27 protein-coding genes are annotated in these 26,411 nt (G+C 74.0%); 12 read left to right on the top strand and 15 right to left on the bottom strand.

Translation table 11 applies throughout. From position 1 onward, the window contains the following. Positions 1-35: 35 nt before the first annotated feature. The 9 genes from eccB (at position 36) to DER29_RS09220 (ending at position 7,588) form a co-directional block, all read left to right on the top strand. Positions 36-1,583, top strand: coding sequence for a type VII secretion protein EccB (gene eccB, locus DER29_RS09180; protein ID WP_121396958.1), 1,548 nt, complete (start codon positions 36-38; stop codon positions 1,581-1,583). Positions 1,584-1,690: 107 nt separating this feature from the next. Then, a complete protein-coding gene (locus DER29_RS09185; protein WP_121396959.1) occupies positions 1,691-2,059 on the top strand; it encodes a hypothetical protein in 369 nt (122 codons plus the stop codon). Then, positions 2,052-3,329, top strand: a complete 1,278-nt coding sequence (locus DER29_RS09190) for a WXG100 family type VII secretion target (RefSeq protein WP_121396960.1) — start codon at positions 2,052-2,054, stop codon at positions 3,327-3,329. The genes DER29_RS09185 and DER29_RS09190 overlap by 8 nt, the downstream gene beginning before the upstream one ends. A 189-nt stretch (positions 3,330-3,518) precedes the next feature. After that, positions 3,519-3,917, top strand: a complete 399-nt coding sequence (locus DER29_RS09195) for a hypothetical protein (RefSeq protein WP_121396961.1) — start codon at positions 3,519-3,521, stop codon at positions 3,915-3,917. A 247-nt stretch (positions 3,918-4,164) separates the two neighbouring features. Beyond that, the gene (locus DER29_RS09200; RefSeq protein WP_121399109.1) at positions 4,165-4,983 is read left to right on the top strand and encodes a hypothetical protein; all 819 of its coding nucleotides are present in this window, start codon (positions 4,165-4,167) and stop codon (positions 4,981-4,983) included. 46 nt (positions 4,984-5,029) lie between these two features. After that, positions 5,030-5,362, top strand: a complete 333-nt coding sequence (locus DER29_RS09205; protein ID WP_121396962.1) for a DUF1232 domain-containing protein — start codon at positions 5,030-5,032, stop codon at positions 5,360-5,362. A gap of 31 nt (positions 5,363-5,393) precedes the next feature. Further along, on the top strand, positions 5,394-5,801 hold the full coding sequence (locus DER29_RS09210; RefSeq protein WP_121396963.1) for a pyridoxamine 5'-phosphate oxidase family protein: 408 nt from the start codon (positions 5,394-5,396) through the stop codon (positions 5,799-5,801). A 336-nt stretch (positions 5,802-6,137) separates the two neighbouring features. Further along, on the top strand, positions 6,138-6,809 hold the full coding sequence (locus DER29_RS09215) for a C39 family peptidase (protein WP_121396964.1): 672 nt from the start codon (positions 6,138-6,140) through the stop codon (positions 6,807-6,809). A 176-nt stretch (positions 6,810-6,985) separates the two neighbouring features. Beyond that, positions 6,986-7,588 carry a hemerythrin domain-containing protein gene (locus tag DER29_RS09220; RefSeq protein ID WP_121396965.1) on the top strand — a complete coding sequence of 201 codons (603 nt, stop codon included), beginning with the start codon at positions 6,986-6,988 and terminating at the stop codon, positions 7,586-7,588. Between the two features lie 134 nt (positions 7,589-7,722). On the opposite strand, the gene DER29_RS09225 is transcribed toward DER29_RS09220, so the two are convergent. The 3 genes from DER29_RS09225 to DER29_RS09235 form a co-directional block, all read right to left on the bottom strand. After that, the gene (locus DER29_RS09225; RefSeq protein WP_121396966.1) at positions 7,723-7,959 is read right to left on the bottom strand and encodes a ferredoxin; all 237 of its coding nucleotides are present in this window, start codon (positions 7,957-7,959) and stop codon (positions 7,723-7,725) included. Between the two features lie 4 nt (positions 7,960-7,963). Next, positions 7,964-9,169, bottom strand: a complete 1,206-nt coding sequence (locus DER29_RS09230; protein ID WP_121396967.1) for a cytochrome P450 — start codon at positions 9,167-9,169, stop codon at positions 7,964-7,966. Between the two features lie 195 nt (positions 9,170-9,364). Then, positions 9,365-9,547, bottom strand: coding sequence for an antitoxin (locus DER29_RS09235; protein WP_121396968.1), 183 nt, complete (start codon positions 9,545-9,547; stop codon positions 9,365-9,367). Positions 9,548-9,749: 202 nt separating this feature from the next. On the opposite strand from DER29_RS09235, the gene DER29_RS09240 reads away from it, so the two are divergent. Beyond that, on the top strand, positions 9,750-10,880 hold the full coding sequence (locus tag DER29_RS09240; protein WP_121396969.1) for an AI-2E family transporter: 1,131 nt from the start codon (positions 9,750-9,752) through the stop codon (positions 10,878-10,880). Between the two features lie 78 nt (positions 10,881-10,958). Here DER29_RS09240 and DER29_RS09245 read toward each other — a convergent pair whose 3' ends face one another. Next, on the bottom strand, positions 10,959-11,651 hold the full coding sequence (locus tag DER29_RS09245; protein ID WP_121396970.1) for a dienelactone hydrolase family protein: 693 nt from the start codon (positions 11,649-11,651) through the stop codon (positions 10,959-10,961). A gap of 170 nt (positions 11,652-11,821) precedes the next feature. On the opposite strand from DER29_RS09245, the gene DER29_RS09250 reads away from it, so the two are divergent. Further along, a complete protein-coding gene (locus tag DER29_RS09250) occupies positions 11,822-12,001 on the top strand; it encodes a hypothetical protein (protein WP_121396971.1) in 180 nt (59 codons plus the stop codon). A 156-nt stretch (positions 12,002-12,157) separates the two neighbouring features. Here the strand turns inward: DER29_RS09250 and DER29_RS09255 are convergent, their stop codons facing one another. The 9 genes from DER29_RS09255 to DER29_RS09295 all read right to left on the bottom strand — a co-directional run bounded on the left by DER29_RS09255 (position 12,158) and on the right by DER29_RS09295 (position 24,539). Beyond that, a complete protein-coding gene (locus tag DER29_RS09255) occupies positions 12,158-14,530 on the bottom strand; it encodes a glycoside hydrolase family 65 protein (protein ID WP_121396972.1) in 2,373 nt (790 codons plus the stop codon). Further along, a complete protein-coding gene (locus DER29_RS09260) occupies positions 14,527-15,279 on the bottom strand; it encodes an HAD family phosphatase (protein ID WP_121396973.1) in 753 nt (250 codons plus the stop codon). Before DER29_RS09260 ends, DER29_RS09255 begins: the two co-directional genes overlap by 4 nt. Before the next feature lie 61 nt (positions 15,280-15,340). Continuing rightward, positions 15,341-15,805 carry a DUF4442 domain-containing protein gene (locus DER29_RS09265; protein WP_121396974.1) on the bottom strand — a complete coding sequence of 155 codons (465 nt, stop codon included), beginning with the start codon at positions 15,803-15,805 and terminating at the stop codon, positions 15,341-15,343. Between the two features lie 46 nt (positions 15,806-15,851). After that, positions 15,852-17,147, bottom strand: a complete 1,296-nt coding sequence (locus tag DER29_RS09270) for an ABC transporter ATP-binding protein (protein ID WP_121396975.1) — start codon at positions 17,145-17,147, stop codon at positions 15,852-15,854. A gap of 135 nt (positions 17,148-17,282) precedes the next feature. Then, on the bottom strand, positions 17,283-19,544 hold the full coding sequence (locus DER29_RS09275; protein ID WP_121396976.1) for a bifunctional glycosyltransferase family 2 protein/CDP-glycerol:glycerophosphate glycerophosphotransferase: 2,262 nt from the start codon (positions 19,542-19,544) through the stop codon (positions 17,283-17,285). A 15-nt stretch (positions 19,545-19,559) separates the two neighbouring features. Continuing rightward, complete coding sequence (locus tag DER29_RS09280; protein ID WP_121396977.1) at positions 19,560-21,533, bottom strand: DUF5941 domain-containing protein; 1,974 nt, start codon at positions 21,531-21,533, stop codon at positions 19,560-19,562. Further along, positions 21,530-22,279, bottom strand: a complete 750-nt coding sequence (locus DER29_RS09285; protein ID WP_121396978.1) for an ABC transporter ATP-binding protein — start codon at positions 22,277-22,279, stop codon at positions 21,530-21,532. Before DER29_RS09285 ends, DER29_RS09280 begins: the two co-directional genes overlap by 4 nt. A 2-nt stretch (positions 22,280-22,281) precedes the next feature. Further along, positions 22,282-23,109 carry an ABC transporter permease gene (locus DER29_RS09290; RefSeq protein WP_121396979.1) on the bottom strand — a complete coding sequence of 276 codons (828 nt, stop codon included), beginning with the start codon at positions 23,107-23,109 and terminating at the stop codon, positions 22,282-22,284. Positions 23,110-23,168: 59 nt separating this feature from the next. Next, positions 23,169-24,539 (bottom strand): L-serine ammonia-lyase, encoded by a 1,371-nt coding sequence (locus DER29_RS09295; RefSeq protein WP_121396980.1) that lies wholly within the window; start codon positions 24,537-24,539, stop codon positions 23,169-23,171. Between the two features lie 312 nt (positions 24,540-24,851). Between DER29_RS09295 and DER29_RS09300 the strand changes: the two genes are divergently transcribed. Continuing rightward, a complete protein-coding gene (locus DER29_RS09300) occupies positions 24,852-25,058 on the top strand; it encodes a PspC domain-containing protein (protein ID WP_121396981.1) in 207 nt (68 codons plus the stop codon). A gap of 89 nt (positions 25,059-25,147) precedes the next feature. Here the strand turns inward: DER29_RS09300 and DER29_RS09305 are convergent, their stop codons facing one another. Next, positions 25,148-25,912 carry a DUF4230 domain-containing protein gene (locus DER29_RS09305; protein WP_121396982.1) on the bottom strand — a complete coding sequence of 255 codons (765 nt, stop codon included), beginning with the start codon at positions 25,910-25,912 and terminating at the stop codon, positions 25,148-25,150. A gap of 133 nt (positions 25,913-26,045) precedes the next feature. Beyond that, entirely contained in the window at positions 26,046-26,351 is a 306-nt protein-coding gene (locus DER29_RS09310; RefSeq protein WP_089002310.1) for a type II toxin-antitoxin system VapB family antitoxin, read from the bottom strand. Between the last annotated feature and the right edge of the window lie 60 nt (positions 26,352-26,411).

The following is a 26,411-nucleotide window of genomic DNA, read 5'->3' on the forward strand; positions in this document are numbered from 1 at the left end:
GCTCGTCGCGGACCCACCCCCGCCGGAGGTAAGTCATGCGGACCCGCCGCGATCAGGTGCAGGCGTACCGCTTCGTCACCCGCCGGATCGTCTCGGCGCTGCTGTCGGGCGACCCGGAGACCAGCAACCTGCCGATGCGGCGGCTCGGCATGGCGGTCTTCGGCAGCGTCATCGCCGCGGCCGTGGTGCTCGGTGGCGTCGGCGCGTACGGGCAGTTCACCGGCAACACGGCGCCGCTGGAGCCGAACACCCTGGTGATCGAGCGGGAGACCGGGGCGACGTACGTCTTCGTCGACGGGCAGCTGCACCCCACCCTCAACTACGCCTCCGCCCGACTGATCATCAACGAGCCGGCCCCGCAGGTGCGCACGATGTCCCAGGCGTCGATCCGGGACCGGCCCCGGGGCCGTACGGTCGGCATCGTCGGCGCCCCCGACGCGCTGCCGGACCGCAAGTCGCTGACGGGCCTGCCCTGGTCCGTCTGCGACGTGCCGGACCCGGCCGATCCCCGCCGTTCCGGCACCCGGGTGGTCATCGACCGACCGCTGCCCGGTGGTGCGCCGCTCGGCGACCGGGCCGTGCTGGTGGAGGCCGACGGCCAGCGGCACCTGCTCACCGGCGACACGCGGTTGCAGGTGACGGGCGGCGACTCCGCGCTCGCCGCGCTGCGGATGGCCAACGCGCCCCGCCTGTCCGTGGGGCAGCAGTTGCTCAACGCCGTGCCCGCCGGGCCGGTCCTGCGCAAGCCGGCGATCGCCGGCGAGGACGAGGCCAGCACCCGCACCGAGCGCCCGGCCAAGGTCGGTCAGGTCTTCCGGGCGGCGGGCCAGCACTACGTGCTCACCCGGGAGGGCCTCTCCGCGATCGGCGAGATCAGCGCGCTGCTGCTGCTGCGCGACGGCGGCCAGGTCACCGACATCACCCCGGCGCAGGCCGGCAAGCTGCTGACCGACCAGCGGGCGGAGGAGGCCGGGATGCCGCAGGCCCTGCCCGCGCTGCACCCGGTCACCGCGGGGCGGACGGCGGTCTGCGCGACCTACCGGGCGGGCGTCGACGGCGGGCCGCCCACCACCACGCTGGAGGTCTTCGACCGCGTGCCGGCGGAGCTGGCCGCGCCCGGCGGGGTGCCCGTGCGGCAGAGCGCGCGCGACGGCGTGCGTACCGCCGAGGGCGTGCTGCTGCCCGGCGGCAAGGGCGTGCTCGTGCAGGCCACGCCCGGGTCCGGCGAGAGCGGCACCGCCGCCCCCGGCGCGACAGTGCATCTGATCAGCGCCCAGGGCGTCCGCTACCCGCTCGGCGTCGGCGCCATGTCGGCGCTGGGCTACGAGGGGGTCACCCCCCTGGCCGTACCCGCGTCGCTGCTGGCCCTGGTGCCCACGGGGCCGACGCTCTCGCGCGACGACGCGCTCGCCCACTTCGCGCCCGGGCCCGCGGTGTCGGCCCCGGCGGGCGGCCCGGCGAAGCCGACGGGCAGCCCCACCCCGGAGAAGTCCGGCGCGTCGGCGACGCCCTCCGCCGAGCCCGAGTCCGGGTCGCCGGCCTCGTCCGGCGCGTCGTCCCCGAGCCCGGAGGCGGACGGCTGAGCACGCACCCGGTGGATCGACACCGGTGGCGGGTCGCCCGAGTCGCACCCGTCGACTAACCTGAGCCCTGCCAACGGTTATCGACGATGACGTACGGGGATGCTGCCATGACCGGGCGCACGACAGTCGACCTGCTGTCCCTGGAAGACTTCCACCAGAAGTTGGCCCACCGGCTGACCGAGGCGGAGAAGGCGTTGCGGAAGCTGAGCACCGAGATGCAGTGCCGGCCCCCGGCGCTGGGCTCGTTCGCCGACGCCACCGAGAACTCCCGCCGCTACTCCGACATCCACCAGTCCTACGTGGACCAGGTCGACCGGCTGCGTGCGGCGGTGAAGGCGGCGCAGAGCGCCACCGCGACGATTTTGGCCAACTACCGCACCGCCGAGGAGCGCAACGCGGCCAACTCCGCCGACATCGCCGCCGCGCTGAACGGGGTGGACGACGCGTTGAAGCGGAAGGAGGATCCGCGTGTCTGAGTACACCCAGCGCTACCAGCACGTCAGCCACCAGCAGCTCTACGACGGCGTGATGGCCGGCCAGCCCGGCCAGATCGACGGCGTCGCCGCGCAGTGGACGGCGCTCAAGGGCATGCTCGACGGGCTGTCCCGCGAGCTCAGCGGCGACCTCGACAAGCTCGCCAACACCTGGACGGGCTCGGCCTCGCAGGAGTTCCAGCGGCGGTTGACGCTCGTCACCGACTACGCCGACAAGCTCGGCGAGGGCATGGCGGACGTGAGCCGGGGCCTGACCCTGATGGCCGGCGAGCTGCGCACCGCCCGCGAGCAGGCGGAGAGCCCGGCCGAGACCGACGACCACGACCAGGCGCTCTCCGGCGCGGCCAAGGGCGCCGTGTTCGGCGTGCCGGGCATCGTGGTCGGCGGGCTGCTGGGTCACCAGCAGGACAAGGCCGAGCAGGAGAAGGCGCACCAGCGCATGGTCAACGTGGTGGCCGAGCTGGCCGCCGGCTACGACCTCTCCGCCTACGGCCGGCTCGTCCCGCCGCCGCCACCGCACCCGGACACGCCCGGCACGACCAGCCGCGATTCCTCGACGACCCCGCGCAGCGGCCCGGGCGCCGGCACGCCGACGGCCGCGCCGAAGACCTCCGGCCTCGCCGGGCAGCCGGGCGGCGCCACCGTCGCGGCCCCCGACCGGCCGAGTTCCGGACCGGGCGGCGGCGGCACCGGGACGCTCGTCCCGGGCGCCGTCGGCGGCGGGCACCCGGGCGGCGGCGGCATCGGCGGCACGGTCGACGGCGCTCCCGGTGGCGTCACGGCCGGCACCTCCCTCGCCGGCGCCACCGTGCTGACCGGCACGACCCCCACGACGGGTCCCGTCGGGCTGGGCGGCACCTCGACGGCCTCGGCCGGCACCGGGGCGGGCCCCCAGTTCGGCCCCCAGGGCGGCGTCCTCGGCACCGGAGCCCTGGCCGCGAGCGGTAACGCACCGGCCACGGCGGTCCGCTCCGCCGGCGGCACCCCGGTGGCGGACAACCGGTCCGCGACCGGGATGGGCCGGCGCTTCGACAACGGGGCACGACAGGGCGCCGCCGGCGACCGGGCGGTCAGCGGGACGGGGCGTGCGGGCGGCGCACGCGGCGGGGCGAACCGCCCCGGCGTCCTGGGCGGCGTTCAGGGCGCGCACGACGACGACAGCGACGGCCGGCTGACCTGGCTGACGGAGGACGACATGGTCTGGGGGGACGGCGCCGCCGCCGCTCCGCCCGTGCTCGGCACCGACAGCTGACGCGAACCAGCACGACGACGGCCCACCCGGCGGGCGTACCACCGGGTGGGCCGTCGCACGTGCGGCATCGGTCCCGGCGGGCGCGGTCACACCCGCCCGACGATCCTTTTCGGACATCGTGGCGGCGGTCACCCGGCCCCGGGGCCTCGGCGCGCTGCACGAGCCGGGCCCGGGCGATAGGTTGGACGGGTGCCTCACGTAGCGTCCCTCGACCCGTTCTGGTCGGTGACGCTGCGCTCCCTGCGTGAGCTGACCCGGCTGGCGATCGCCGCGCTGGTGCTCGCCGTGGGCCTCGGGGGCGCGACCGCCGCACCGGCCCCGGCACCGTCCGCCGCCGGCCCGGCCGTCGTCACCGTTCCGGCCGCCGTCACGGCCGCCGCTCCGACCGTCGCGGTCGCCCGGCTCACCCCACCGCTGTCGCGCCGCGAGCCGACGGCCGAGCAGGTCGACGGCTTCGTCGCCCCGCCGGCGGTGCGGCGCGACGACACCCCGGCCGACACCTCCGCCGTGGCGGTCGCCCGCCAGGACGGCCCCGCCCGTGACCCCGGCCGGGGCGTCCCCGCCCGGCGCGGTCCGCCCGCCGCCTGACCGTCGGCCACCGGCTCCGCATCCGGGATCGCCGGCCGCGACGGACCGCCGTCACGCGGCGTCCGTCCGCCCCCCGGCCCCCTGCTCCGGCCGCACGTCACCGGCGTTCACCCGTCGGTCCGTCGCCGTCCGTCGCCGGAGCGGCCACCGCCGCGGTACGCCCCGCACGCGCGCCCACGATGCCCACCCGCCCGCACGCCGGGCACAGACCCTGTCGATTCCCTCGATCGACCGCGAGGTGCTGACCATGGAAAACGTGTTCTCCTCCGTCCTGCTCGACGTGCCCCGGGCCGCCGTGATCTGGCTGAGCCTGCTCGGCGTCGTCGCCGTCACCGTGGCCGGTCTGCTGCTGCGTCCCGGCCGGCTCCGCTTCGACGCCGGCTCCCGCATCCGGCGCGCCGCGATGCCGAGCGAGCTGGAACGGGCCGAGGAGGAGCGCGAACGTTCCCGGTACGCCGGTGAGGTCTCGGTCGCCGCGGAACGGGCCGCCGCCACCGCCGCCCGGCTGCGGGCCGAGTGGCTGACCGCGCAGGAGGAGGTCGAGGCGGCCTGGCAGGCGTACGAGGCCGCCGAGGCGGACGTCCGCCGGCTGGCGGTCGCCGAGGCGATGCCCCTTCCGCGTACCGTCCGGACGCCCGCCGAGTACGCCGAGCGCGAGCGCTTCCTGCACCGGGCCGCCCTCGACGCGTACTGGCGCAAGGAGCTGTCGGTGGAGCAGCTCAGCGACGTCTTCGCGCACCGCGACGGCTGGGACCCCCGGCTGCACCCGGTCGAGCAGGAGCTGGTGCTGCGCCGGGCGGTACGCGACAACCTGCTCGCCCGGCAGCGGGCGGCCCGGGAGCGGGAGCAGGCCGCGTGGCGGGCCGCGGAGACCGCCGCCGAGGCGGCGCGCAGCCTGCGGGACGAGGCGTTCGCCGCGGTCAACCGCCGCCCCGAGGAGTCGCAGTCGCTGCTGCCGCTGATCGAGGGTGCCGGGGTGGCGGAGCAGACCCGGGAGTTCCCGGCGGTGACCGGCCGCGAGGTGCCGTCGGTGGCCCGGGGCCGGGCGGCGGTCCCCGCGTACTGACCGGCAGAGCCGGGCGGAACCGGTCCCGCTGGGCTAGCGTGACGGCATGTCCAGGGAGGCGTGGATTCTCGTCGGCGTCGTGGCGGTCGCCACGTTGGTCGGCGCGGTGGTGCTGGCCGTCCGCGTGATCCGCACCCGCCGCCTGCTCGGCACGCTCGGGCTGAACGGCAAGCTCGCCTTCTACGGCGCGCTGCTCTACACCGTCCTGCCGATCGACCTGATCCCCGACCCCATCTACCTGGACGACATGGCGGTGCTGACCGGCGCGCTGCTCTACCTCGGCCGGCTGGTCCGGCAGCGCCGCGCCGCGAAGCCGCCGCTGCCCGGGGCACCCGACGCGCCGTCCGCCCCCGGCCGGGCGCACCGCCCCGTGCCATGATCGGTGCCGCACCGCGAGACGGGGGACGGACATGCCCGGTGACCATCGGTTGGCACCCCACGACGAGCGGGTCGTGGCGTTCTGCCGGGAACGGCACCTGGCCACGTTGACCACCCTGCGCCCCGACGGCACCCCGCACGTCGTACCGGTGGGGGTCACCTTCGACGCGTCGACCGGCCTGGCCCGCGTGATCACCGGCGGCGCGTCCCGCAAGGCGCGGCACGTCGCCGCCGCCGGCCCCGGGGGCGCCCCGGTGGCCGTCTGCCACGTCGACGGGCGACGCTGGCTCACCATCGAGGGGCGGGCCGTCGTGCGCTCCGGCCGGACGGCCGTCGCCGAGGCCGAGCGCCGGTACGCCGAGCGCTACCGGACGCCCCGCCCGAATCCCGACCGGGTGGTCATCGAGATCGCGGTGACCCGCCTGCTGGGCAGCCTGTGACCGGATGACCGGTTCGTCCCGTCGCGTGCCCCCCACGTACGCCTGACCGGTCCGTCCCGTCCCCGCGCGACACATCGGCGCGGCGACCCGGCGGGGGTGTGACGCGGGGCATCCGTACACCGGAATCCTGCCGCCCGTGGCCCGGTTGAATCTCGACGTGCGGCCGGTACGCCCCGGTCGAGGGCCGGAATGCCCGCCGGAGCAGGGCCGTTGCATCCCCGAGTACGCCCGTGGGCCGACCGCTCCGGGCCGTCGAATTCCCCGAGCCGAGCGCCTTTCCCGGTGCTGTGCGCCCCGGTCCCCCCGGAGGCGTCGACCCCCGATTGGAGCCCGACCATGAATCCGATCGTCCAGAAGAGCGGCCTCTCCGTCGCCGGCCTGCTGGTGGCCGGCGGATGCCTCGCGGGCCCGGCGGTGACCGCCCAGGCGGCGCCGGCCGCGACCACCCCCGTCGGTGCGGTGCAGACGGACGACCGCGTTGCCAAGAACGGCCGCGCCGACCGGCGTGCCGAGCGCACCGTGCGCATCGAGTACCAGGCGCAGCCCAACTTCTACTACTGCGGCCCGGCCGCGACCCGGATCGCCCTGTCGGCGCTGGGCAGGGCGCTCTCCCAGGACGAGGTCGCGAAGAAGCTGGGCACCACCGAGGCCGGCACCGACTCGGCCGTGGACACCACCCGGGTGCTCAACGAGCTGACCGGCGGCGGGTACCGGACCACCGAGATCCCGGATCCGGTGGCCAAGCCGGAGCAGGTCGACCGGCTGCGGTCCGATGTCGTCGCGGCCCTGGACAGGGGCCGGCCGGTGGTGGCCAACATCAAGGGCACCGCGGTCGACACCGTCGGCAGCCCGCACTCGTACGAGGGCGGGCACTACCTGACCCTGGTGGGCTACCGGGACGGCGGCGACCTGATTCGGATCGCCGACCCGGCCGCCCCCGAGGGCGAGTACTGGATGACCCTGGAGAAGGTCGCCAACTGGATCGCCGAGCGCGGCTACTCGTCCTGATCCGACCCCGACGAGGGCCGGCCCTTCTGCGAGGGCCGGCCCTCGGCCCTTTCCGCGGGACGGGCGCCCGGCAAGCCCGTGCTGGTCGGCGACGGATCGATGGCCGGTGGGTTCGGTCGACGGTTCCCGGGTACCTGGCCCACAGCCGACCGTTCCGCAACCGGTAAGGGGCAGACATGACCAACCCACAGGACACCAGGAGTCAGGACGTGGTGGACGTCCTGACCGCCGACCACCGTGAGGTCGAGGCACTCTTCGTGCAGCTGGAGAGCCGGCAGGGCACCCCCGAGCACCGCCGGCAGCTGGCCGACGTGATGATCGCCGAGCTGGTCCGGCACGCCGTCGCCGAGGAGATGCACGTCTATCCGACCGCCCGCAAGGCGCTGCCGGACGGCGACCAGATCGCCGAGCACGAGATCTCCGAGCACGCCGACGCCGAGCGGACCCTGAAGGAGCTGGAGTCGGTCGACCCGTCCGACCCGCGCTTCGACGAGCTGCTGGCGCACCTGACGAGCACGATCCGGCACCACGTCAAGGACGAGGAGTCGGACCTCTTCCCCCGCCTGCGCGCCGCGGTCGCCGCCGAGGAGATGGTCGAGCTGGCCGGGAAGGTGGAGGCGACCAAGAAGACCGCCCCGACCCGACCGCACCCGGCCGCACCCGACCGGCCGCCGGCGAACCGGCTGCTCAACCCCGGCGCCGGTCTGGTGGACCGGATGCGGGACGCGCTGAGCGGCCGCACCACGTCGACGGCGGAGCTGAGCCAGAAGCAGCGCTGACCGCAACCGCTCATGGTGGCCGCGCCCGGCCCGGGGCGTGGCCACCGGCGTCCCGCCGACCGGCCGCTGGGCTCCGGCCACTGGCCGCCGGGACGGCCGGCTCAGAGCTCCGGCCCTCGGCCGCCGGGGACGGCTCAGGGCTCCGGCGCGATGCGGTGCAGGCCGTCCGCCTCGGACACGATGACCGCCTCCATCGGGCAGGAGTCAGCGGCGTCCACCAACGCGTCGTCCGGCGCCACCCGCTCGGCAAGCGGGCGGGCCAGCCCGTCCACCAGCACGAAGTGCCTCGGCGCGGTGCCCGCGCAGATCCCCGACCCGATGCACCGGGTCGGGTCCATGTGTACCCGCCACTGCTCGTTCGTCGCACTCATCGGTTCACCAACTCACCGGCATGGCCACCAGCCCCCGGACCAGCAGGCCGCTCTTCCAGGTCAGCTCGGACTCCGGCACGGACAGCCTCAGGTCGGGCGTGCGGGCGATCAGCGTCTCCAGGACGACCTGGAGCTCCATCCGGGCGAGCTGCGCGCCGACGCAGTGGTGCACTCCGTGCCCGAAGCCGAGATGGGGGTTGGCCTGCCGGGTCACGTCGAGCCGGTCCGCGTCGGCGAAGATCGTCTCGTCCCGGTTGGCCGACGAGATCGACACCACCACCGGCTCGCCGGCCCGTACCAGCACGCCACCGAGCTCGACGTCCTCCAACGCGTAGCGGGCGAAGGCCGAGGACGCGCCGAGCGGCACGAACCGCATCAGCTCCTCGACGGCCGCCGGCACGAGGTCGGGCCGCGACCGCAGCCGGGCCCACTCGTCGGCGTGGGTGAGCAGGGCGTACACGAAGTTGGGGATCTGGGTCACCGTCGTCTCGTGCCCGGCGGCGAGCAGCCCGGCGGCCAGGCGTACGACCTCGTCCTCGGCGAGCCGGTCGTCGGCGTCGCGGGCCCGGACCATGGCGCCGAGCAGGTCGTCGGTGGGTTGCTCGCGCCGCCGCGCGATCAGCTCGCCCATGTACGCGAAGAGGCTGTCGATGTACTCCTGGGCCTGCTCCGGGCTCAGCGACGTGGTCGACACGATCGCCTCGGACCAGGTGTGGAAGCGGTCCTGGTCGGCCACCGGAACGCCGAGCAGGTCGCAGATGACCCGGATCGGCAGCGGGGTGGCCAGGTGCTCCACCAGGTCGGCCGGCGGACCGGCGGCGAGCATGCCGTCCACCAGCTCGTGGGCCACCTCCCTGGTCCGGGTCCGCAGCTCCTCCACCCGCCGGGCGGTGAACGCCTTGGCCACCAGCCGACGCAGCCGGGTGTGCTCCGGCGGGTCCATCGACAGGATCCCGCCCTCCTGCTGCCGTGGCGAGTTGCGGGGCTCGTCCCGGCCCACCGAGGCGGCCCGGCTGAACCGCGGGTCGCCGAGCACGGTCCGGACGTCGGCGTGTCGGGTGGCGAGCCAGGCCGGCTCGCCGAACGGCATCCGGATCCGGGTGAGCGGTTCGTCCCGGCGCAGCCGGGCGTAGCGCGGGTCGAGGTTGAGCCGGTCGGGGTCGCTGAACGGATAGCGGTGGGGGACGGTCGTCTCGGGGGCCTCGGTCACCGGATGACTTCCTCTCGTCACGGCGCCCCAAGGGGATGGCACCGGTCCGGCCGGGGACGACTCCACGTTGAGTCATGTTCCGACTGCGGATAGTAGCGAGAGTGGTCGATCCTTGGCTAGCGGTACGCATCGATCCGTCAGGAAGCGACAGTCCCGGGCCCCCCGTGCGGGGGGACCCGGGACGCCACGGAGGGTTCAGCGGACCTCGTCGCCCTCGCCGGTGCGCGCCTGGGCCTGGTCGACGCCCTTGTCGATCTGCTCGTCGTACTTGCCGCCCGTGCGCTTGTCGGCCATGTCGCCGCCCTTCTCCAGGCCCTGGTCGACCTGCTTGTCGTGCTTGTCGGCGAAGTCCTCGGCCTTGTCCATGAAGTCGCTCATCGGGGTCCTCCTCGAATCCGGGTCCGATCTCTGCCTTCCCTGGGCCCGGGGGCGCAAACGCGACGGAGAAGCGGCCGGGGGGCGATCGGGAAACGGCCGGTCGTCCCCGACGCCTCGGCCGCCCATCTAGCGTGAAAGGGGACGCGGGTGTCGGAGGGACTCCGGCCGGGTACCGACTCGCCGGAGATCGAGGAGGGCCGACGTGGTCGCAGACGATGCCGGGCGTACGCCCGAGGGGACGACGGGCCGGGGCGCGGGCTCCCGCCAGACCTGGGCCGCGCTCCCGTGGCTGGTCCGCTCTGCCGTGGCGTGGAGCGCCTGCCTGGTGGTGATCGTCGCCGGCCTGTACCTGCTGGGGAAGATCGCGGTGCTGCTCGCGCCGCTGGCCATCGCGCTGGCCGTCACCACCTTCCTCGCCGCCCTGCTCGACCCGGTGCAGCTCGCGCTGCGCCGGCTCCACCTGCCCGCCGCACTGGCCGCCCTGCTCACCGTACTGCTGCTGCTCGGCCTGCTCTTCGGCGTCGGTGCGCTGGTGTGGAGCCTCACCGCCAACCAGTTCAGCGAGCTGAGCCAGGAGCTGGTGCAGGGCCTGCAACGGACCCGGGACTTCGTGACCTCGACGCTGCCGGTCAGCGACCGACAGCTCGACCAGCTGCTCGACCAGGCCCGCCAGGGGCTCGGGCAGGGCTCTGTCGACCCGGTCTCCGGCGCCAGGACGGCCGCGGAGGTGCTCGGTTCGGCGCTGCTCGCGCTCGTCCTGCTGTTCTTCCTGCTCAAGGACGGCAGGTCCATGTGGCGCTGGACGCTGTCCCGGACGACCGGGCCGAACCGGGAGGTGACCGCCGAGGCGGGCCGGGTGGGTTGGCGGACGCTCGGCGCGTACAGCCGGGGCACGATGATGATCGCCGCGATCGACGCGATCGGCATCGGTCTGGCGCTCGTGGTGCTCCGGGTACCGCTGGCCTTTCCGCTCGCACTCATCACCTTCTTCGGCGGCTTCATCCCGATCATCGGGGCGACCGTGGCCGGCGCCGTGGCGGTGCTGGTCGCGCTCGCGGCGAAGGGGCCCGTGACCGCGCTGCTCGTCCTCGCCGCCGTGATCACCGTCCAGCAGGTCGAGGGCAACCTGCTGGAGCCGCTGATCATGAAGCGTCAGGTACGCCTGCACCCGGCGGTGATCCTGGTGGCGGTGACCGCCGGCACCCTGATCGCCGGCATCGCCGGAGCCTTCGTCTCGGTGCCGATCACCGCCGTCGTCTGGCGGGTCATCGACACCATCCAGCAACACCGCCAGCGCCAGACATCCGCACCCCCGCCACCAACCCCCGCCTGACCCCCCGGCCCCGGTTCAGCCCGGTGATCATGAGGTTTGCGGCAGTAATGGAGATCCACTTCGCCGCAAACCTCATGATCAACGCGCGTGGGGCGGGCGGGGCGGGTGGGTGGGGAGGTGGGTGGGGAGGTGGGTGGTGAACCAGTCGGCGGCGCTGTGGGCCACCTGTTCCAGGGTGCCGGGCTCCTCGAAGAGGTGGGTCGCCCCCGGGATGATCGTCAGCTCGGCCGTGTCCGGCAGCGCCTCCTGCGCCTGCTCGTTGAGCGTGATCACCTGTTCGTCCAGGCCGCCGACCAGCAGCAGCGTGGGCGCGCGTACCTGGTCGAGCGCGGCGCCGGCCAGGTCGGGACGGCCGCCCCGGGAGACGACCGCGCCGACGAGGTCCGGTCGGGCCGCGGCCGCCACCAGGGCGGCGGCGGCCCCGGTGCTGGCCCCGAACAGCCCGATCGGCACCGCGCCGAGGGGTCGCTCCGCCGTCAGCCAGTCCACGATCGCGGCGAGCCGACGGGCGAGCAGGGGGATGTCGAAGCGCAGCTCGGCGGTCCGGGCATCCACCTGGTCCTCGGCCGGCGTCAGCAGGTCGACCAGCACGGTGCCGAGGGCGCTGCGGTTGAGCACGTGCGCCACGGCCGTGTTGCGCGGGCTGTGCCGGGAGCTGCCGCTGCCGTGCGCGAAGAGCACCACGCCGGCCGGGTCCGCCGGGACCAGCAGGTCGGCCGGGAGTTCGGCGTCCCCCGCCGGGATCGCCACCGCACTACTGCGCACGTCCATCTCGCCTCCGTACGTCCTCGGTCGTCCCCTGCTCCGGCCGCATACCCGTCCCCGGCGCCAGCAAGCGGGCCCGGCACCCCCGGCGTTTGTCGCCGGAGGGCCCGGGTAGGCGGCGGGTGACCGCAGACCGTACCGGCGCAACCGCGCCCCGACGGATCGCGAGGATCGCCATGGCGCAGCAGCAGCGAGAGACCCGGCAGCAGACCACCGAGCGGGACCGGCGGGAACAGGACACCGAACGCGGCCGGGACTGGGCGGACGACGCCGCCCAGGCGCGCACGGCCGACGACCCGCGGGCGATGGCGCCCCGCGACGCGGCGGACCGCCCGTCACAGGGCAGGCCGCTCTGACCGACGCCGCCGGCCGCCGGTCACCACGCGGGCCACGCTTACCGACACCACCGGCCGCCCGGCACCGCGCAGGCCACGCCGACCGGCACCGCCGGCCGCCCGTGACACGGACCTACGCCGCCGGCCCGCCGTCGTCGACGGTGGGCCGGCGGTCGGTCACGGCTCGTTCTCCGGCAGGCGGAGCAGGGGAGCCCGGCCGGGGGCCTGCTCCGGGGCCGGGCCCGACACCTCCGCCGTGGGGATCGGCATCGTCACGGGCTCCCCGCAGGTGACCCGGACCGGCTCACCGTGGTGCCGCAGCTCCAGCATGTCGCCCGGGTCGCCGTGGCGCAGCGCGTACGTGGTCTCGTGCGGCCGGACGTCGACCCGCAGCCGCATCCCGCGCCACTGGAGCGAGAACTCCAGCCGTTCGAGCCGGCTGGACAGCCGTGGCGCGAAGGAGAGGTTGCCGTCGTGGTCGCGCAGCCCGCCGAACCCGGCCACCAGGGCGATCCACGCGCCGGCGAGCGAGGCCATGTGCACGCCGTCGCGGGTGTTCTCGTTGAGGTCGTGCAGGTCCATCAGCGCGGCCTCGCGCAGGTAGACGTGCGCCAGTTCGGGGTGGCCCACCTCGGCGGCCAGCACCGCCTGCGTGCACGCCGACAGCGAGGAGTCGCGCACCGTACGCCGCTCGTAGTAGAGGAAGTTGCGCAGCTTCTGCTCCGGCGTGAAGGCGTCGCCGCGCCAGTGCATGGCCAGGACCAGGTCCGCCTGCTTGACGACCTGCTTGCGGTAGAGGTCGAAGTACGGGTAGTGCAGCAGCAGCGGGTACTTCTCCGGCGGCGTGTGCGCGAAGTCCCACTCCTGGAGCCGGGTGAAGCCCTCCACCTGCTCGTGGACGTCGATCTCCTCGTCGTACGGGATGTGCATGGACGCCGCCGCGTCCCGCCAGGCCGCCGCCTCCTCGTCGGTGACGCCGAGGTGGAACGCCTCGTCCCGGTAGCGCATCACCGCGTCGGCCGCGCTGATCAGGTTCCGCTGCGCCATCAGGTTGGTGTAGATGTTGTCGTTCTTCACCGCCGTGTACTCGTCGGGGCCGGTGACCCCGTCGATGTGGAACTGGCCGTGCCGGTCGTGGTGGCCCAGCGACCGCCACAGCCGGGCGGTCTCCACCAGCAGTTCCAGCCCGATCTCGCGTTCCAGTTCGGTGTCCTGGGTGACCTGGACGTAGCGCCGCAGCGCGTCGGCGACGCCGGCCGCGATGTGGAATGCCGCGGTGCCGGCCGGCCAGTACCCCGACGACTCCGGTCCCTCGATGGTGCGCCAGGGGAACGCCGCGCCCTCCAGGTTGAGCGTCCGGGCCCGGTCGTGCGCGGCGGCCAGGGTGGCGTGCCGCCAGTGCAGGGCGTCCCGCACGGCGGCCGGTTGGGTGTAGGTGAGCACCGGCAGGACGAACATCTCCGTGTCCCAGAACGCGTGCCCGTCGTACCCCGGACCGGTCAGGCCCTTCGCGGCGATGGGCCGCCGCTCCGCCCGGGAGCCGGCCTGGAGGACGTGGAACATGCCGAACCGGACGGCCTGCTGGATCTCCGGGTCGCCCTCCACCACCACGTCGGCGGCGTCCCAGAACTCGTCGAGGTATTCGCGCTGCTCGCGGCGGAGCCCGTCCCAGCCGTCGAGCCGCGCCCCCGTCAGGGCGGCCTCGACCTGGTCGCGCATCGCCGGCAGCGACCGGCGGCTCGACCAGCCGTACGCGAGGTACTTGACCACGCGCAGTGTCTCGCCGGGCTGGAGCACGCACCCGATCGTGGTACGCACCCAGTCCTCGTACCCCTCGGACTGGCTGGTCGTGCGCCCAGGGGCGTACACCTCGTGTTCCATGGCGGCGGCCACCCGCAGCCCGGAGACCTTGGTCCGGTGGATCAGCAGCCCGCCGTCGGCGGTGGTGAGTTCCTCCTCGGCCTGCAACGGCGACTCAAGCACGGCCGCGACCCGCGGGTCCCCGCTCTGCGGGGGCAGCGCCTCGTTCGCCACGAGTTCCGACTGGAGGATCAGCCGCAGCGGGCCGTCGACCGCCTCGACCTCGTAGTCGATCGCGGCGACGGCGCGCTGGGTGAACGAGACGAGCCGGGTGCTGCGGACCTTGATCTCGCGCCCGGCCGGGGAGCGCCAGTGCAGCTCCCGGTGCAGGGTGCCGGCACGCAGGTCGAGGACCCGTTCGTGGGCGAGGAGTTCGCCGTAGCGGACGTCGAGCGGCTCGTCGTCGACCAGCAGCCGGATCAGCTTGCCGTTGGTCACGTTGACGATCGTCTGGCCGGACTCGGGGAACCCGAAGCCGGCCTCGGCGTACGGCAGCGGACGCAGCTCGTAGAAGGAGTTGAGGTACGTGCCGGGCAGGCCGTGCGGTTCCCCCTCGTCGAGGTTGCCGCGCAGCCCGACGTGCCCGTTGGAGAGGGCGAAGACCGACTCGGACTGGGCCAGGACGTCCATGTCCAGCCGGGTCTCCCGGACGTGCCACGGCTCGACCGGATAGGCCCGTTCCCGGATCACGTGGGTCGCCCGGATTCGAGCAGGTCGGCGAGGTCGGTGACCACGACGTCGGCGCCGTGGGCCAGCAGCTCGGCGGCCTGACCGACCCGGTCCACCCCGATCACGTACCCGAACCCGCCGGCGCGGCCGGCGGCGACCCCGGCGAGGGCGTCCTCGAATACGGCGGCGTTGCGCGGGTCGACCCCGAGCAGTCTCGCGCCGGCCAGGAACGTGTCCGGCTCGGGCTTGCCACGCAGCCCCTCGGCGCGGGCGACGATCCCGTCCACCCGCGCCTCCAGCAGCGGTTCGAGCCCGGCGGCGGCGACCACCTCCCGGCCGTTCGCGCTGGCCGTGACGACCGCCCGGCGCAGGCCGGCGGCGGTGGCCGCCTCCAGGTACGCGACGGAGCCGGGGTAGACGTCCACGCCGTGGGTGCGCAGCCGCTCCAGCAGCAGCACGTTCTTGCTGTTGCCGACCCCGTTGACGGTGTCAACGTCCGGCGGGTCGTCGGGCGACCCCTCGGGCAGCACGATGCCCCGGGAGGCCAGGAAGGTGCGCACCCCGTCGGCGCGCGGCCGGCCGTCGACGTAGCGGTTGTAGTCCGGCCCGGGGTCGAAGGGACGGAACTGTCCGCCGGTGGTGGCGGCGTGGCGGCGCAGGAAGCCGTCGAACGTCTCGGTCCAGGCGGCGTTGTGCACCCGGGCGGTCTGCGTCAGCACACCGTCCAGATCGAAGAGACAGGCGGTCACGTGAGCAGGCAGGCCCAACACGGTACGAATCTATCCAGACCTCCGTGCCCGCAAACCGCTTTCGGTCCGCTTGCCGCCCGGCTCAGTTCGGGCGCAGCGTCCAGATGACGGTCATCCCGCCGGTCGGCTTGCCCTCCTCGGTGGCGATCTCCACCTGGACGGGGAACTCCGGCCGGCGGCCGGACTCCAGTTCCGCGACCACCTCGGCGACCGGCCGGTCGAGGCGCGCGGTGGCCCGGACGGCGCCCATGGCCAGCTTCCGGTACGCGATCTCGGCCCGCACCGCCAGCGGCGTGGCCCGGTCGAGCAGGTGCCCGAACGCGGCCAGCACGACCGCGCCGGAGGCGGTCTCGCCGAGGGTGAACATGGCCCCGGCGTGCGGGCCCCCGACGTGGTTGTGGATGGCCGGCGAGTCGGGCAGCCGGACGGTCACCCGCACCCCGCCCTCCGCCTCGGGGGCCACTTCGACGAATTCGATGCCGAGCGTGCGGGCGAACGGCACAGCCTCCAGCATGCCGGCCGCCACCTGGCGCGAGTCGATGGTCATGGCCCGACGTTACTAGCCGGTAACTTTCCCGGCAAGGACCGCCCCGTCAGCGCCAGCCCACGTCGATCCGGTCGCCGCGCTCGTCGAAGAAGTGCAGCGCGTCCATGCGTACGGAGACGGCCAGGGGGTGACCGGCGGCGATCCCCGGGTACGGCGCGAGCCGGACCGCGAGCTCGGCGGGGCGCCGGTGGTGCCGGCCCGGGTCGTTGAGCACGCTGGTGCGGGTGGCGGCGACCGGGGCGGCCTCCTCCTCGGCGGCGCGCCCGGTGAGCCGCTGCATCACCTGCCCGAAGCGGCGCAGCCCGCGCTGGGCGGTGGGCGCCTCGGCCCGGGTGCCCATCTCGTCCACCACGATCGCGGTGGCCCCGATGTCGAGGAAGGCGAGCGACTCGTGCCCGTGGTGCTCCAGGTAGCGGATGCGGCCGTGCAGCACGGCGCCCTGGGTGTCCGGCGCGACCGGGGTCAGCGCCTCGGCCCGCATCCCGACCACGATCCGCTCACCGTGGTAGTGCGCGACCGCCCGGCTGCGGATGTCGTCCCACGGCAGGTGCAGCGCCTGGTCGCCGAGGGTGAGGGTGACGTAGCGGTCGAGGTGGACGTAGACCGAGGCCTCCAGCAGGTTCATCCGCGGGCTGCCGAGGAACGCGGCCACGTAGAGGGTGGCCGGGCGGCCGTACACCTGGGTGGGGGTGCCGACGTCCTGGAGCACGCCCTTGCGCATGATAGCGACCCGGTCGGCCATGGTCAGCGCCTCGGCCTGGTCGTGGGTGACGTAGATGGTGGTGACGCCCAGCTCCCGGGTCAGGCCGGAGATCTCCGCGCGCAGCTCGGCCCGAAGTCCGCTGTCGAGGTTCGACAGCGGCTCGTCCATCAGGAACAGGCCCGGGCGGCGCACGATCGCCCGGCCCATCGCGACCCGCTGGCGCTGCCCGCCGGAGAGCTGGCTGGGCTTGCGGCCGAGCACGTCGCCGATGCCGAGCGCGCTGGCCACGTCGGTGACCCGCTCGCCACGCGGCTCGGGCTCCAACCCGGCCAGCTTGAGCGGGAAGGCGATGTTGTCGCCGACGGTCATGTGCGGGTAGAGCGCGAAGTCCTGGAAGACCATGGCGATCTTCCGGTCGCGAGGCGGCAGGTCGTTGGCCAGCTCGCCGTCGAGCATCACCGCGCCCGACGTCGGGTCCTCCAGCCCCGCCACCATCCGCAGCACCGTGGACTTCCCACAGCCCGACGGGCCGAGCAGCACCATGAACTCGCCGTCGTCGACGTCGAGATTGACGCTGTCGACGGCGAGGGTGCCGTCCCTGAACACCTTCGTGACGTCCTTGAGCGCGACGGTTGTCACCGTGCCCTCCCCCCAGCTCGTCGGCCGAACCCCGAATGACTGTGACGAGGATCATGCGGTTCGCACATCGGGTAAACGTGCCATGTTCGGCTTGTGACGGCCCTGTGACGCCCACCCGGCGGGACGAGTCCACCGTCAGCGGGGTCCGCCTCCCGTCGGCGACGCCGGGGCCAGCGCGCCGGCTCCCCGCGCCGACCGGCCGTGCGTGGCCGGCTCGCCGAGGAAGACCCGACGGACCACCCGCTCGGCGGCGTGGCCGTCGTCGAGCGCGCAGAACCGGGCCCGGAACCGCTGCCGGGCCGCGCGCGCCGCCGCCGAGTCGACCCCGCCGGCGCGGAACAGGTCGAGCAGGTCGGCGAAGCTGGTGGCCACCGCGCCCGGCGGCTCCGCGGTCACGTCGAAGTAGACGCCCCGGGCCAGCCGGTACGCCTCCCAGTCGGGGGCGTAGAGGACGATCGGCCGGTCGAGCACGGCGTAGTCGAACATCGCCGAGGAGTAGTCCGTGATGAGCACGTCCGCGACGAGGTAGAGGTCCTCCACGTGCGGATGGCCGCTCACGTCGCGTACCCGGTCCCGCTCGGCGGGGCGCCGGGCGCGTCGGTCCCGGTCGTGGAAGTAGTGGCTGCGGATCAACAGCCGGCCGGCCGGGCCGAGCACGTCGAGCAGCCGCTCCGGGTCGAACGGCGGCCGGTAGCCGGGCAGGTGTTCCCGGTGCGTCGGGGCGTACAGGACGACCTGTTCGCCGGGCCCGAGGCCGAACCCGGCACGCAGCCGGAGCACCTCCTCGGTGGTCGCGGTGACCAGCCGGTCGTTGCGCGGGTAGCCGACCTCCAACGTGGTGTACGCGGCCGGGTACGCCCGCTCCCACATCTGGCTGGAGAAGCTGTTCGCGCTGACGCTGTAGTCCCAGCGGTCCACCCGGCGCAGCAGCCCGGCGAAGTCCATCCCGACCGCGCCGACCGGGTACCGCTGCTGGTCGAGCCCCATCACCTTCACCGGCGTGCCGTGGTGGGTCTGCACGTGCACCGTGCCCGGCCGCTTGCGGACGAAGTCCGGAAAGTTGACGTTGTTGACCAGCCAGCGCGCCCGGGCCAGCGCCCGGTAGTACGCGGGCGTCCCGGCGACCACGTACGCGACGCCCTCGGGCACGGTGTGCACGCGGTCGCGCCGGACGATCCACACGCCGCGGATCTCCGGCGCCAGCCGCCGGGCCGCCTCGAAGACGGCCGCCGGGTTGTCCGAGCACCCGCGGTACCAGTAGGCCGCGTAGACGGCCAGCGTCGGGTCGACCGGCCGGCGCAGCTCGGCCCGGTAGTACTCCCGCAGCAGGGCGTCCCGGGCCAGCCGCGCCGCGTACCGGGCCGGGGGCGCGACCCGCCGCTTCGCGCTCCGCGCGGTACGCCGGGCGATGTCCCGCGCGCGGTAGGCGGTGCGCAGCGCGCTGAAGGTACGCCAGCGGCCCACGGCCACCAGCCGGTGCTTGAGCCCCTCCGCGCCGGCCGGCGCCGGATAGCCACCGGGGGGCAGCCAGCGCGCGTGGTCGGCGGTGATCTGGGCGAAGAAGGCCGGCCGCAGCGCGGGGTCGATCCGTTCCCCGTTGCCGAGCACGCTCAGGTAGTGCCAGACCATCCGCTCGAACAGCGCGGGGCGCAGGTCGTCGACCGCCGGCCCCCAGGCGTCCATCAGCCGGAACACCCGGTGCCACTGGTCGAAGACCTCGAAGTGCCGCTCGCCCCTGGTCCGGGTGATCGCCCCGGTGCGGCGCTGCCGGTAGTTGACGCAGACCCGGTCCAGCACGCCGATCCGCTCGGCGGCCATCAGCACGGGGTAGCTGAACGAGACGTCCTCGTACCAGCCGGGGGCGAAGCGCAGTCCCTCGTCGAGCAGGAACCGCCGGCGGACCAGCCGGTTCCAGGCGGTGTGCAGCAGCCGCAGCGTCTCGGGCCGCTCCCGCAGCCGGAAGGTCTCCTCGCCGGGCGGCTCCGGGAACACCTCCGCCATCGCGCTGCGGCTGGTGGTGTCGTTCCAGTGCGTCCGGACGTGGTCGACCAGGAGCACGTCGGGGCGGGTGGCGCGGAGGCGCCCGACCACCTCCGTGAGGCACTCGGGGGCGAGCCAGTCGTCGCCGTCGACGAACCAGACGTACTCCCCGGCGGCCCGGTCCAGCCCGATGTTGCGGGCCGGACCGAGCCCGACGTTCTCCGTCAGCCGGACGGCGTGCATCCGCGGGTCGCGGGCCGCGTACTCGGTGAGGATCTCGCCGCTGTCGTCCGGCGAGCAGTCGTCGACGCCGATCACCTCGATGTCGGCGACGGGCTGCCCGAGGATGGAGTCCAGGCATTCGCGCAGGTAGCCCTGCACCCGGTAGGCCGGCACGACGAAGCTGATCAGTGTCATCGGCCGGCCCCTCCGTCAGCCCGGCGAGCGACCTCCCGCGCCGACCAGGCCCACCGACGCCCGCGCGGCGCGGGCGGGCAGGACGACCCAGGCGAGGGCGACACTCCCCACGAAAACCACGAGAAGGTACGTACCGAGTGTAGCCATCCCGATACCCGCAAAACCGACTATCGCCGCCAGGGCCAGCAGCACCGACCGGCCCTCCCAGCCCAGCGTGCCGCCGTGCAGCGGCGGGGCGGACTGCCGCTTCTCCAGCCGCGCGGTCAGGTCGTAGTGGTGCAGGGTCAGCACGAAGACGTACCCGAAGATCAGCCACGGCGGCACGTCGCCGACCACCCCCACCGCGATGGCGAAGAGGTACTCCCCCGCCCGCAGCGCGGCCGGCACCAGCCAGTCCAGCGGCCCGGCGTGCGCCGCGCCGGCGCCCAGCCCGGCGGCCAGCAGCACCAGCAGCGCGACCGGCACCGCCCAGCGCAGGCCCTCCGCCCCGTCGCGGGTCAGCAGCGCCGCCACCAGCAGCGCCGCCGGGCCCAACGCCGCGACGACCGCCAGCGTCAGCGGCCCCACCGGCCGGAGCGCCGGCAGGAGCCGGGCCAGCGGCCCGTCGTCGCGGTGCAGGGTGGCGTCGACCGTGTCCAGCACCGGCACCCGCATCCAGCGGGCCCGCAGCGTGCGCAGCGCCCCGGTGTACGCGAAGGCCAGCACCCCCCAGGCCAGCACCGCATACAGGCTGACCAGCGGGCCGAACAGCGCCACGGTGATCGCGATCAGCGCCCACCGCTCCCCGATCGGGAAGACCACCGTGCGCTTCAGCCAGTACGACACCGAACCCGTGTCGGCCTGCACCCGGTTGGAGGCGGCGTTCAGCTTGTCGCCGATGCCGCCGCCGGCGGTGCCGACCGCCTTCGGCCGGCGGGCCGCCTCGTCGTGCAGCACGCCGTACCAGGTGTCCGTCATGTGCCGGACGGTCTGCAGGGTGATCGCGGCGATCGCCAGCGCCCAGCCGTACCGGAAACCGGCCTGGGTGGCCCCGTAGCCGAGGCCGGCGTAGACCACGTACTCCTTCGCCCGGTCGGCCATCGTGTCCAGCCAGCCGCCCCAGGCGCTGAAGTGCCGGGTGTAGCGGGCGACCTGTCCGTCCACGCAGTCCAGCACGAAGCCGAGGTAGAGCAGCACCGCCCCGGCGACCAGCGCCAGCCGGCCGCCCGTGCCGAAGAGCACGGCGGCGGCCACCGCGAAGGCCACCGAGATCATCGTGACGGCGGTCGGGCCGAGCCCGAGCTTCGCCGACGCCTTCGTCACGTACGGCGACCAGGTGCTGACGAAGAAGGTGGTGAAGAAGTCGTCCCGCTCCTTCACCGAGAGCTTCAGCTCGGCCCGGTCCTCGTCGACGGCGGCCACGGCCGCCTCCGCGGCGGCCAGCCCCGCCGGGTCGCCCACCCGGTGCGCCACGAGCAGGCGTACGCGCTGGGCGAAGGTCAGCACGCCGCGCCCGGCGAGGCCCGCGAAGAGCCGGTCCACGGCGGGCCCGGTGACCGGCGGCGCGGCGGCGGCCGCGCGGGCGGCGGCGGCGAGCGACGGCAGGTCGTCGACGCCGACCCGCAGCGCGCCGCCGAACACGCCGGTGGCCCCGCCGTCCAGCGCCTCCGGCGGTCCGGCCCCGACCACCTGGCCGCGCTCCTCGCGCACGGCCGTGTGGCCGTCGCCGGGCGGGTCGGTGAGCACCAGGGCGACCGTCGGCCCGACTGGGCTGGTGGCCAGGTGCCGCAGTACGGCGGTGTGCGCGACCAGGTCGGCGCCGGTGACGAGCACCGGGTGCGTGGCCGCGTCGACGAGGGCGGCCAGCTCGTCCAGGCCGGCGGCGTGGCGCACCTCGTCCGCCCCGGCGCGACGGAGCTGGTCGGCCAGCCGGTCGGCCAGGCGTTCGCCCGAGCGGGTCGGCAGGCTCGCGGCCGGGGCGTCGGCGGCGAGCACGATCGCGAGCGTCACCGCGGAACCGCGACGTGGTACGCGTGCAGCGCCTCGGCGATCGTGCCGTCGACGCCCACCCGGCCCCCGTCGAGGTACAACCCCCGACGGCAGAACCGGGTCAGGTCCTTTTCGTTGTGTGACACCAGCACCAGAGTGCGCCCCTCCCCGAGCAGACGGTCGATCGTCGCATAACACTTCTTGCGGAACTCCTCGTCCCCGACCGCGGTCACCTCGTCCATGAGCAGGATCGGGTGCGGCAGGTGCGAGATGATGGCGAAGCCGAGCCGGACCTTCATGCCGGACGAGTAGTGCCGCACCGACGTGTCGACGGCCCGCTCCACCTGCTCACCGGCGAACGAGACGATGTCGTCGAAGTGCCGCCGCAGGTAGTCCGACGACAGTCCGTGCAGGCCGCCGACCAGGTGGAGGTTCTCCCGCCCGGTCAGGTCGTTGGAGAACCCGGCGGAGAGTTCCAGCAGCGGCGCGACGTCCCCGCGCACCCGGATCCGGCCCTCGTCGGGGATGAGCACGCCGGCGATCAGCCGCAGCAGGGTGCTCTTGCCGGTGCCGTTGCGGCCGACCACGCCGACGGTGTCCCCGGCCCGGACCGAGAACGACACGTCCCGCAGCGGCCAGAACCGGCCGTCGTCGGTCGCGGCGCGCCGCCCCCGGTGGATGAACAGCTCCCGCAGCCGCAACTGCCGCCGCCGGTTGCGGACGAACCGGATGCCGAGCCCCTCCGCCTCGATGATCGGATCGGCCATCCCTACAGTTCCTTGAGCACGGCGGGTTCGAGCCGGCGGAACGACCACCAGCCGGCGGCCAGCACCAGCAGGCTGACGCCGACGGCGGTGGCGAGCAGCCGGGCGTCCGGGAACTCGTCCGGGTACCAGACCGCGTGGTGCAGCTGGAAGATGCCGACCAGCGGGTTCAGCTCGTAGGCGACCTTCAGCCAGCCCGGCAGGTCGGCGTCCCGCACGAGGCTCAGCGGATAGATGATCGGGGTGGCGTAGAAGAGCACCCGGATGACCAGCCGCATGAAGCGCTCGACGTCGCGCATCAGCACGTTGGCCGCCGAGAGCAGCAGCGCCAGCCCGACCAGCAGGACGGCCTGCACCGCCACCGCGAGCGGCAGGGCCAGCAGCGACCAGCCCGGCTCGACCCGGCCGGACGCGGCGTACCCGACGGCGACGGCGATCAGGATCGGCAGGCCGGCGGCGTACTCGGCGAAGCGGCCGGTGACCCGGCCGATCGGGAAGACCTGCCGGGGCAGGTTCATCGTCGTGATCAGCCGGGCCTGGCCGGTCAGCGCGTTGGTCGCCTCGCTCAGCGCCGAGCTGGTCCACATCCAGGCGAAGATCCCGGTGAGCAGGAACAGCGGGTACGAGTCGGCCGCGTCACCGAGGTGGCGGTTGGTGTCGCGGGAGTAGAGGACGCCGAAGACGAACCAGTAGATCGCCCCCATGCCGAGGGGCTCGATCAGCGACCAGAGGTACCCGAGCACGGACTGCTGGTACTTCACGGCGAGGTCGCGCCGGACGAGGATGCGCAGCGAGGTGCGGTGCGACCACAACGCCGCGACGCCAGAGGTCACCGCCGCCTCCCGCCTGACCGGACGGACGACAGGCTAGCAGTCGTGGAACGAACGCCCCCTCAGCACTCGATCACGTTGACGGCCAGTCCGCCGCGCGCCGTCTCCTTGTATTTCACCTTCATGTCCGCGCCGGTCTCGCGCATGGTCTTGATGACCTTGTCCAGCGAGACGTGGTGCACCCCGTCGCCGCGCAGCGCCAGCCGGGCGGCCGTGATCGCCTTGATGCTAGCCACCGCGTTGCGCTCGATGCAGGGGATCTGCACCAGACCACCGACCGGGTCGCAGGTCAGGCCGAGGTTGTGCTCCATGCCGATCTCGGCGGCGTTCTCCACCTGCTCGGGGGTGCCGCCCAGCGCCTCAGCCAGCCCGGCGGCGGCCATCGAGCAGGCCGAGCCCACCTCGCCCTGGCAGCCCACCTCGGCGCCGGAGATCGAGGCGTTCTCCTTGAACAGCACGCCGATCGCGCCCGCCGCCAGCAGGAACCGCACCACCCCCTCCTCGCAGGCACCCGGCACGAACCGGGTGTAGTAGTGCAGCACCGCCGGGATGATGCCGGCCGCCCCGTTGGTCGGCGCGGTGACCACCCGGCCGCCGGCGGCGTTCTCCTCGTTGACGGCGAGGGCGAAGAGGGTCACCCAGTCCATCGCCCGCAGCGGGTCGGTGGGGTCGGACTCCGTCTCCAGGCTGCGGCGCAGCTCGGCGGCGCGGCGGCGGACCTTCAGCCCGCCGGGCAGCACCCCGTCGCGTGAGCAGCCCCGCTCCACGCACTCCCGCATCACCCGCCAGATCTCCAACAGACCGGCGCGCACCTCACCCTCGCCACGCCAGGAGAGCTCGTTGGCGAGCATCACCTCGCTGATCGACAACCCCGTCGACGCGGTCACGCCGAGCAACTGCGCACCGGTGAGGAACGGGTGCCGCACCCGCGTGGCGTCGGGCCTGATCCGGTCCGCCCCCGCCGCCGCCTCGTCCACCACGAACCCGCCACCCACGGAGTAGTACGTCCGGGTGCGCAGCTCCGCGCCCCGGTCGTCGTACGCGACGAAGGTCATCCCGTTCGGGTGGTACGGCAGCGACCGGCGCCGGTGCAGCACCAGGTCACGATCCGGGTCGAAGTCGATCTCGTGCGCGTCGAGCAGACCCAACCGCCGCTCGGCACGGACCCGGGCGACCCGCCCGTCGACCGTGTCCGTGTCGACGGTCTCCGGGGCCTCACCCGCCAGCCCGAGCAGCACCGCCCGGTCGCTGCCATGGCCGTGCCCGGTCGCACCGAGCGAGCCGAAGAGTTCCGCCTGCACCCGGGCGGTGCCGGTCAGCAACCCGTCGGCCTTCAGGCCCGCGACGAAGGTGCGGGCGGCCCGCATCGGCCCCACCGTGTGGGAGCTGGACGGCCCGATGCCGACACTGAAGAGATCGAAAACGCTGATCATGGCTGCACTTCCTCGCCGTCGTACCTCGTGGGTCAGCGGCACGGTCGTGGCCGGCCCGGTCCGGGCGGCCGTCCGGCACCCGGGGGTGTGGGTGCCCGACCGGCGAGCCTACCCGCCCAGCTCAGCCCCTGCCGCCAGCCGCGACCGGTCGTCACACCCCCGGCGGCTCCGGAAGCGTCGCGGGGCCGGTTCCCGGGTAACCACCTACGGGTACGGGCGCCGCCGATCCTCCTCGCGACCGAGGGCGCGGTGGCCACCCCTTCCTACCGTTGAGGGCAGAGGCGGCGAACGCCGCAGAGTGGGAGTACGACGATGAGTCGCAAACTGGTCCGCCCCCGTCAGGGGCGCATGATCGCCGGTGTCTGCGCCGGCCTGGCCCAGCGTTTCGGCAGGTCGGCCGGCTTCATCCGGCTGCTGTTCCTGCTGTCGCTGCTGCTGCCCGGCACCCAGGTGGTCGTCTACCTGGTCCTCTGGGTCCTGATGCCGAACGAGGACCGCTACGCCGCCGCCCGCTACTGAGCCCACCCCGCCCCCGCCCGACGTGGGGGTGAGCACGAGGCGCCCGTCCCGTCGACCGGGGCGGGCGCCGTCGCGTCGTGGGTCCGCCGTCACGGGGCGGTGTACGTGACCGTCACCTTCTCGTAGCCGAGGGAGCGGAGCAGCCCCTCCAGCATCTTGCGGGTGTTCTCCTCGGCCCGCTGGGTCAGGCCGCTGTCGCGGGCGGCGGTGGTGATCCGTTCCTCCGCGAGCTGGTAGACCTGCTGCTGGCGGTTGGGGTCGCCCTTGACCAGCTCGCCGACCCGGTTGAGCAGCCCGCGCTCCTCGGCGAAGACGTAGCTCTTCTCCAGGTCGAGGTTGGTCTTGCCGAGCTGCGGCGCCGGCAGTCTGATCTCCACCGACTTGCCGTCGGCCGACTCGACCACCGCGCCCTCGGAGATCTTCGCGAAGTCGACGTACGCCTCGACGCTGCCCGCCCCGACGAAGAGGGTGCGCTGGCTGAGCAGCCAGTCGGGCACGTTGCGCCGGTCGTTCTGGAGATCGACGACCACCTGGAAGTTGCCCTCGGCCGCGACGTAGCGGCTGAGGTCCTGGATCGACTTGAGCAGCGGCGGCTGGCTGCGGTCGGTCTGCTCCTTGGCGAACGGGTTGCGGAAGTCCGGCAGCAGGCCGGTGGCCTGCACGCCGAGCAGCACCACCACCGCCAGCGCCGCCGCGCCGAGCACCCAGAGCAGGCCGCGGACGGGCCCGCCCGCCGGCGGTGGCGCACCCGGCTCCGGCTCGGTTGTGACAGCCGACCGCTCCTTGAGCGCCTCGCCGGTCGGATAACCGGGGAACTCCCTCGTGGGCTCGTTGATGTCACCGTCGCGGGCCATGGCCCTCACCGTCCTCGTCAGACACGTCGTCTGGAGATGACGGTACGGCTCCGGTGCGACAGCCGCTCGTCGAAGGGCGCGCAGCCGCGCCGATCCGACGGAACCGCAGGTCAGGACGGCCGGCGGGTCGCGCTCACTCGATCGGCCCGGAGAGGACGAGCACCCGGGCGTGGATCTGGTTGCGCTGCTGGAGCGCCGCCCGCAGGGCGCGGTGCAGCCCGTCCTCCAGGTAGAGCCCGCCGTTCCACTGCACCACGTGCGGGAAGAGGTCGCCGTAGAAGGTGGAGTCCTCGGCGAGGAGCTTGTCCAGCGCCAGCTCGCGCTTGGTGGTGATCAACTGGTCCAGGCGCAGCGGCCTCGGCGGAATCTCCGCCCACTGCTTGAGCGTCAGGTTGTGCTCCGGGTAGGGACGCCCGTCCCGGACCGCTCTGAAGATCACGACGGCACGCTCCCCTCCCCCTGGCCCGGCCGACCCACGACACCGGGTCGGGTCGCGGCG

The organism is Micromonospora sp. M71_S20, from assembly GCF_003664255.1.
Lineage (GTDB): Bacteria > Actinomycetota > Actinomycetes > Mycobacteriales > Micromonosporaceae > Micromonospora.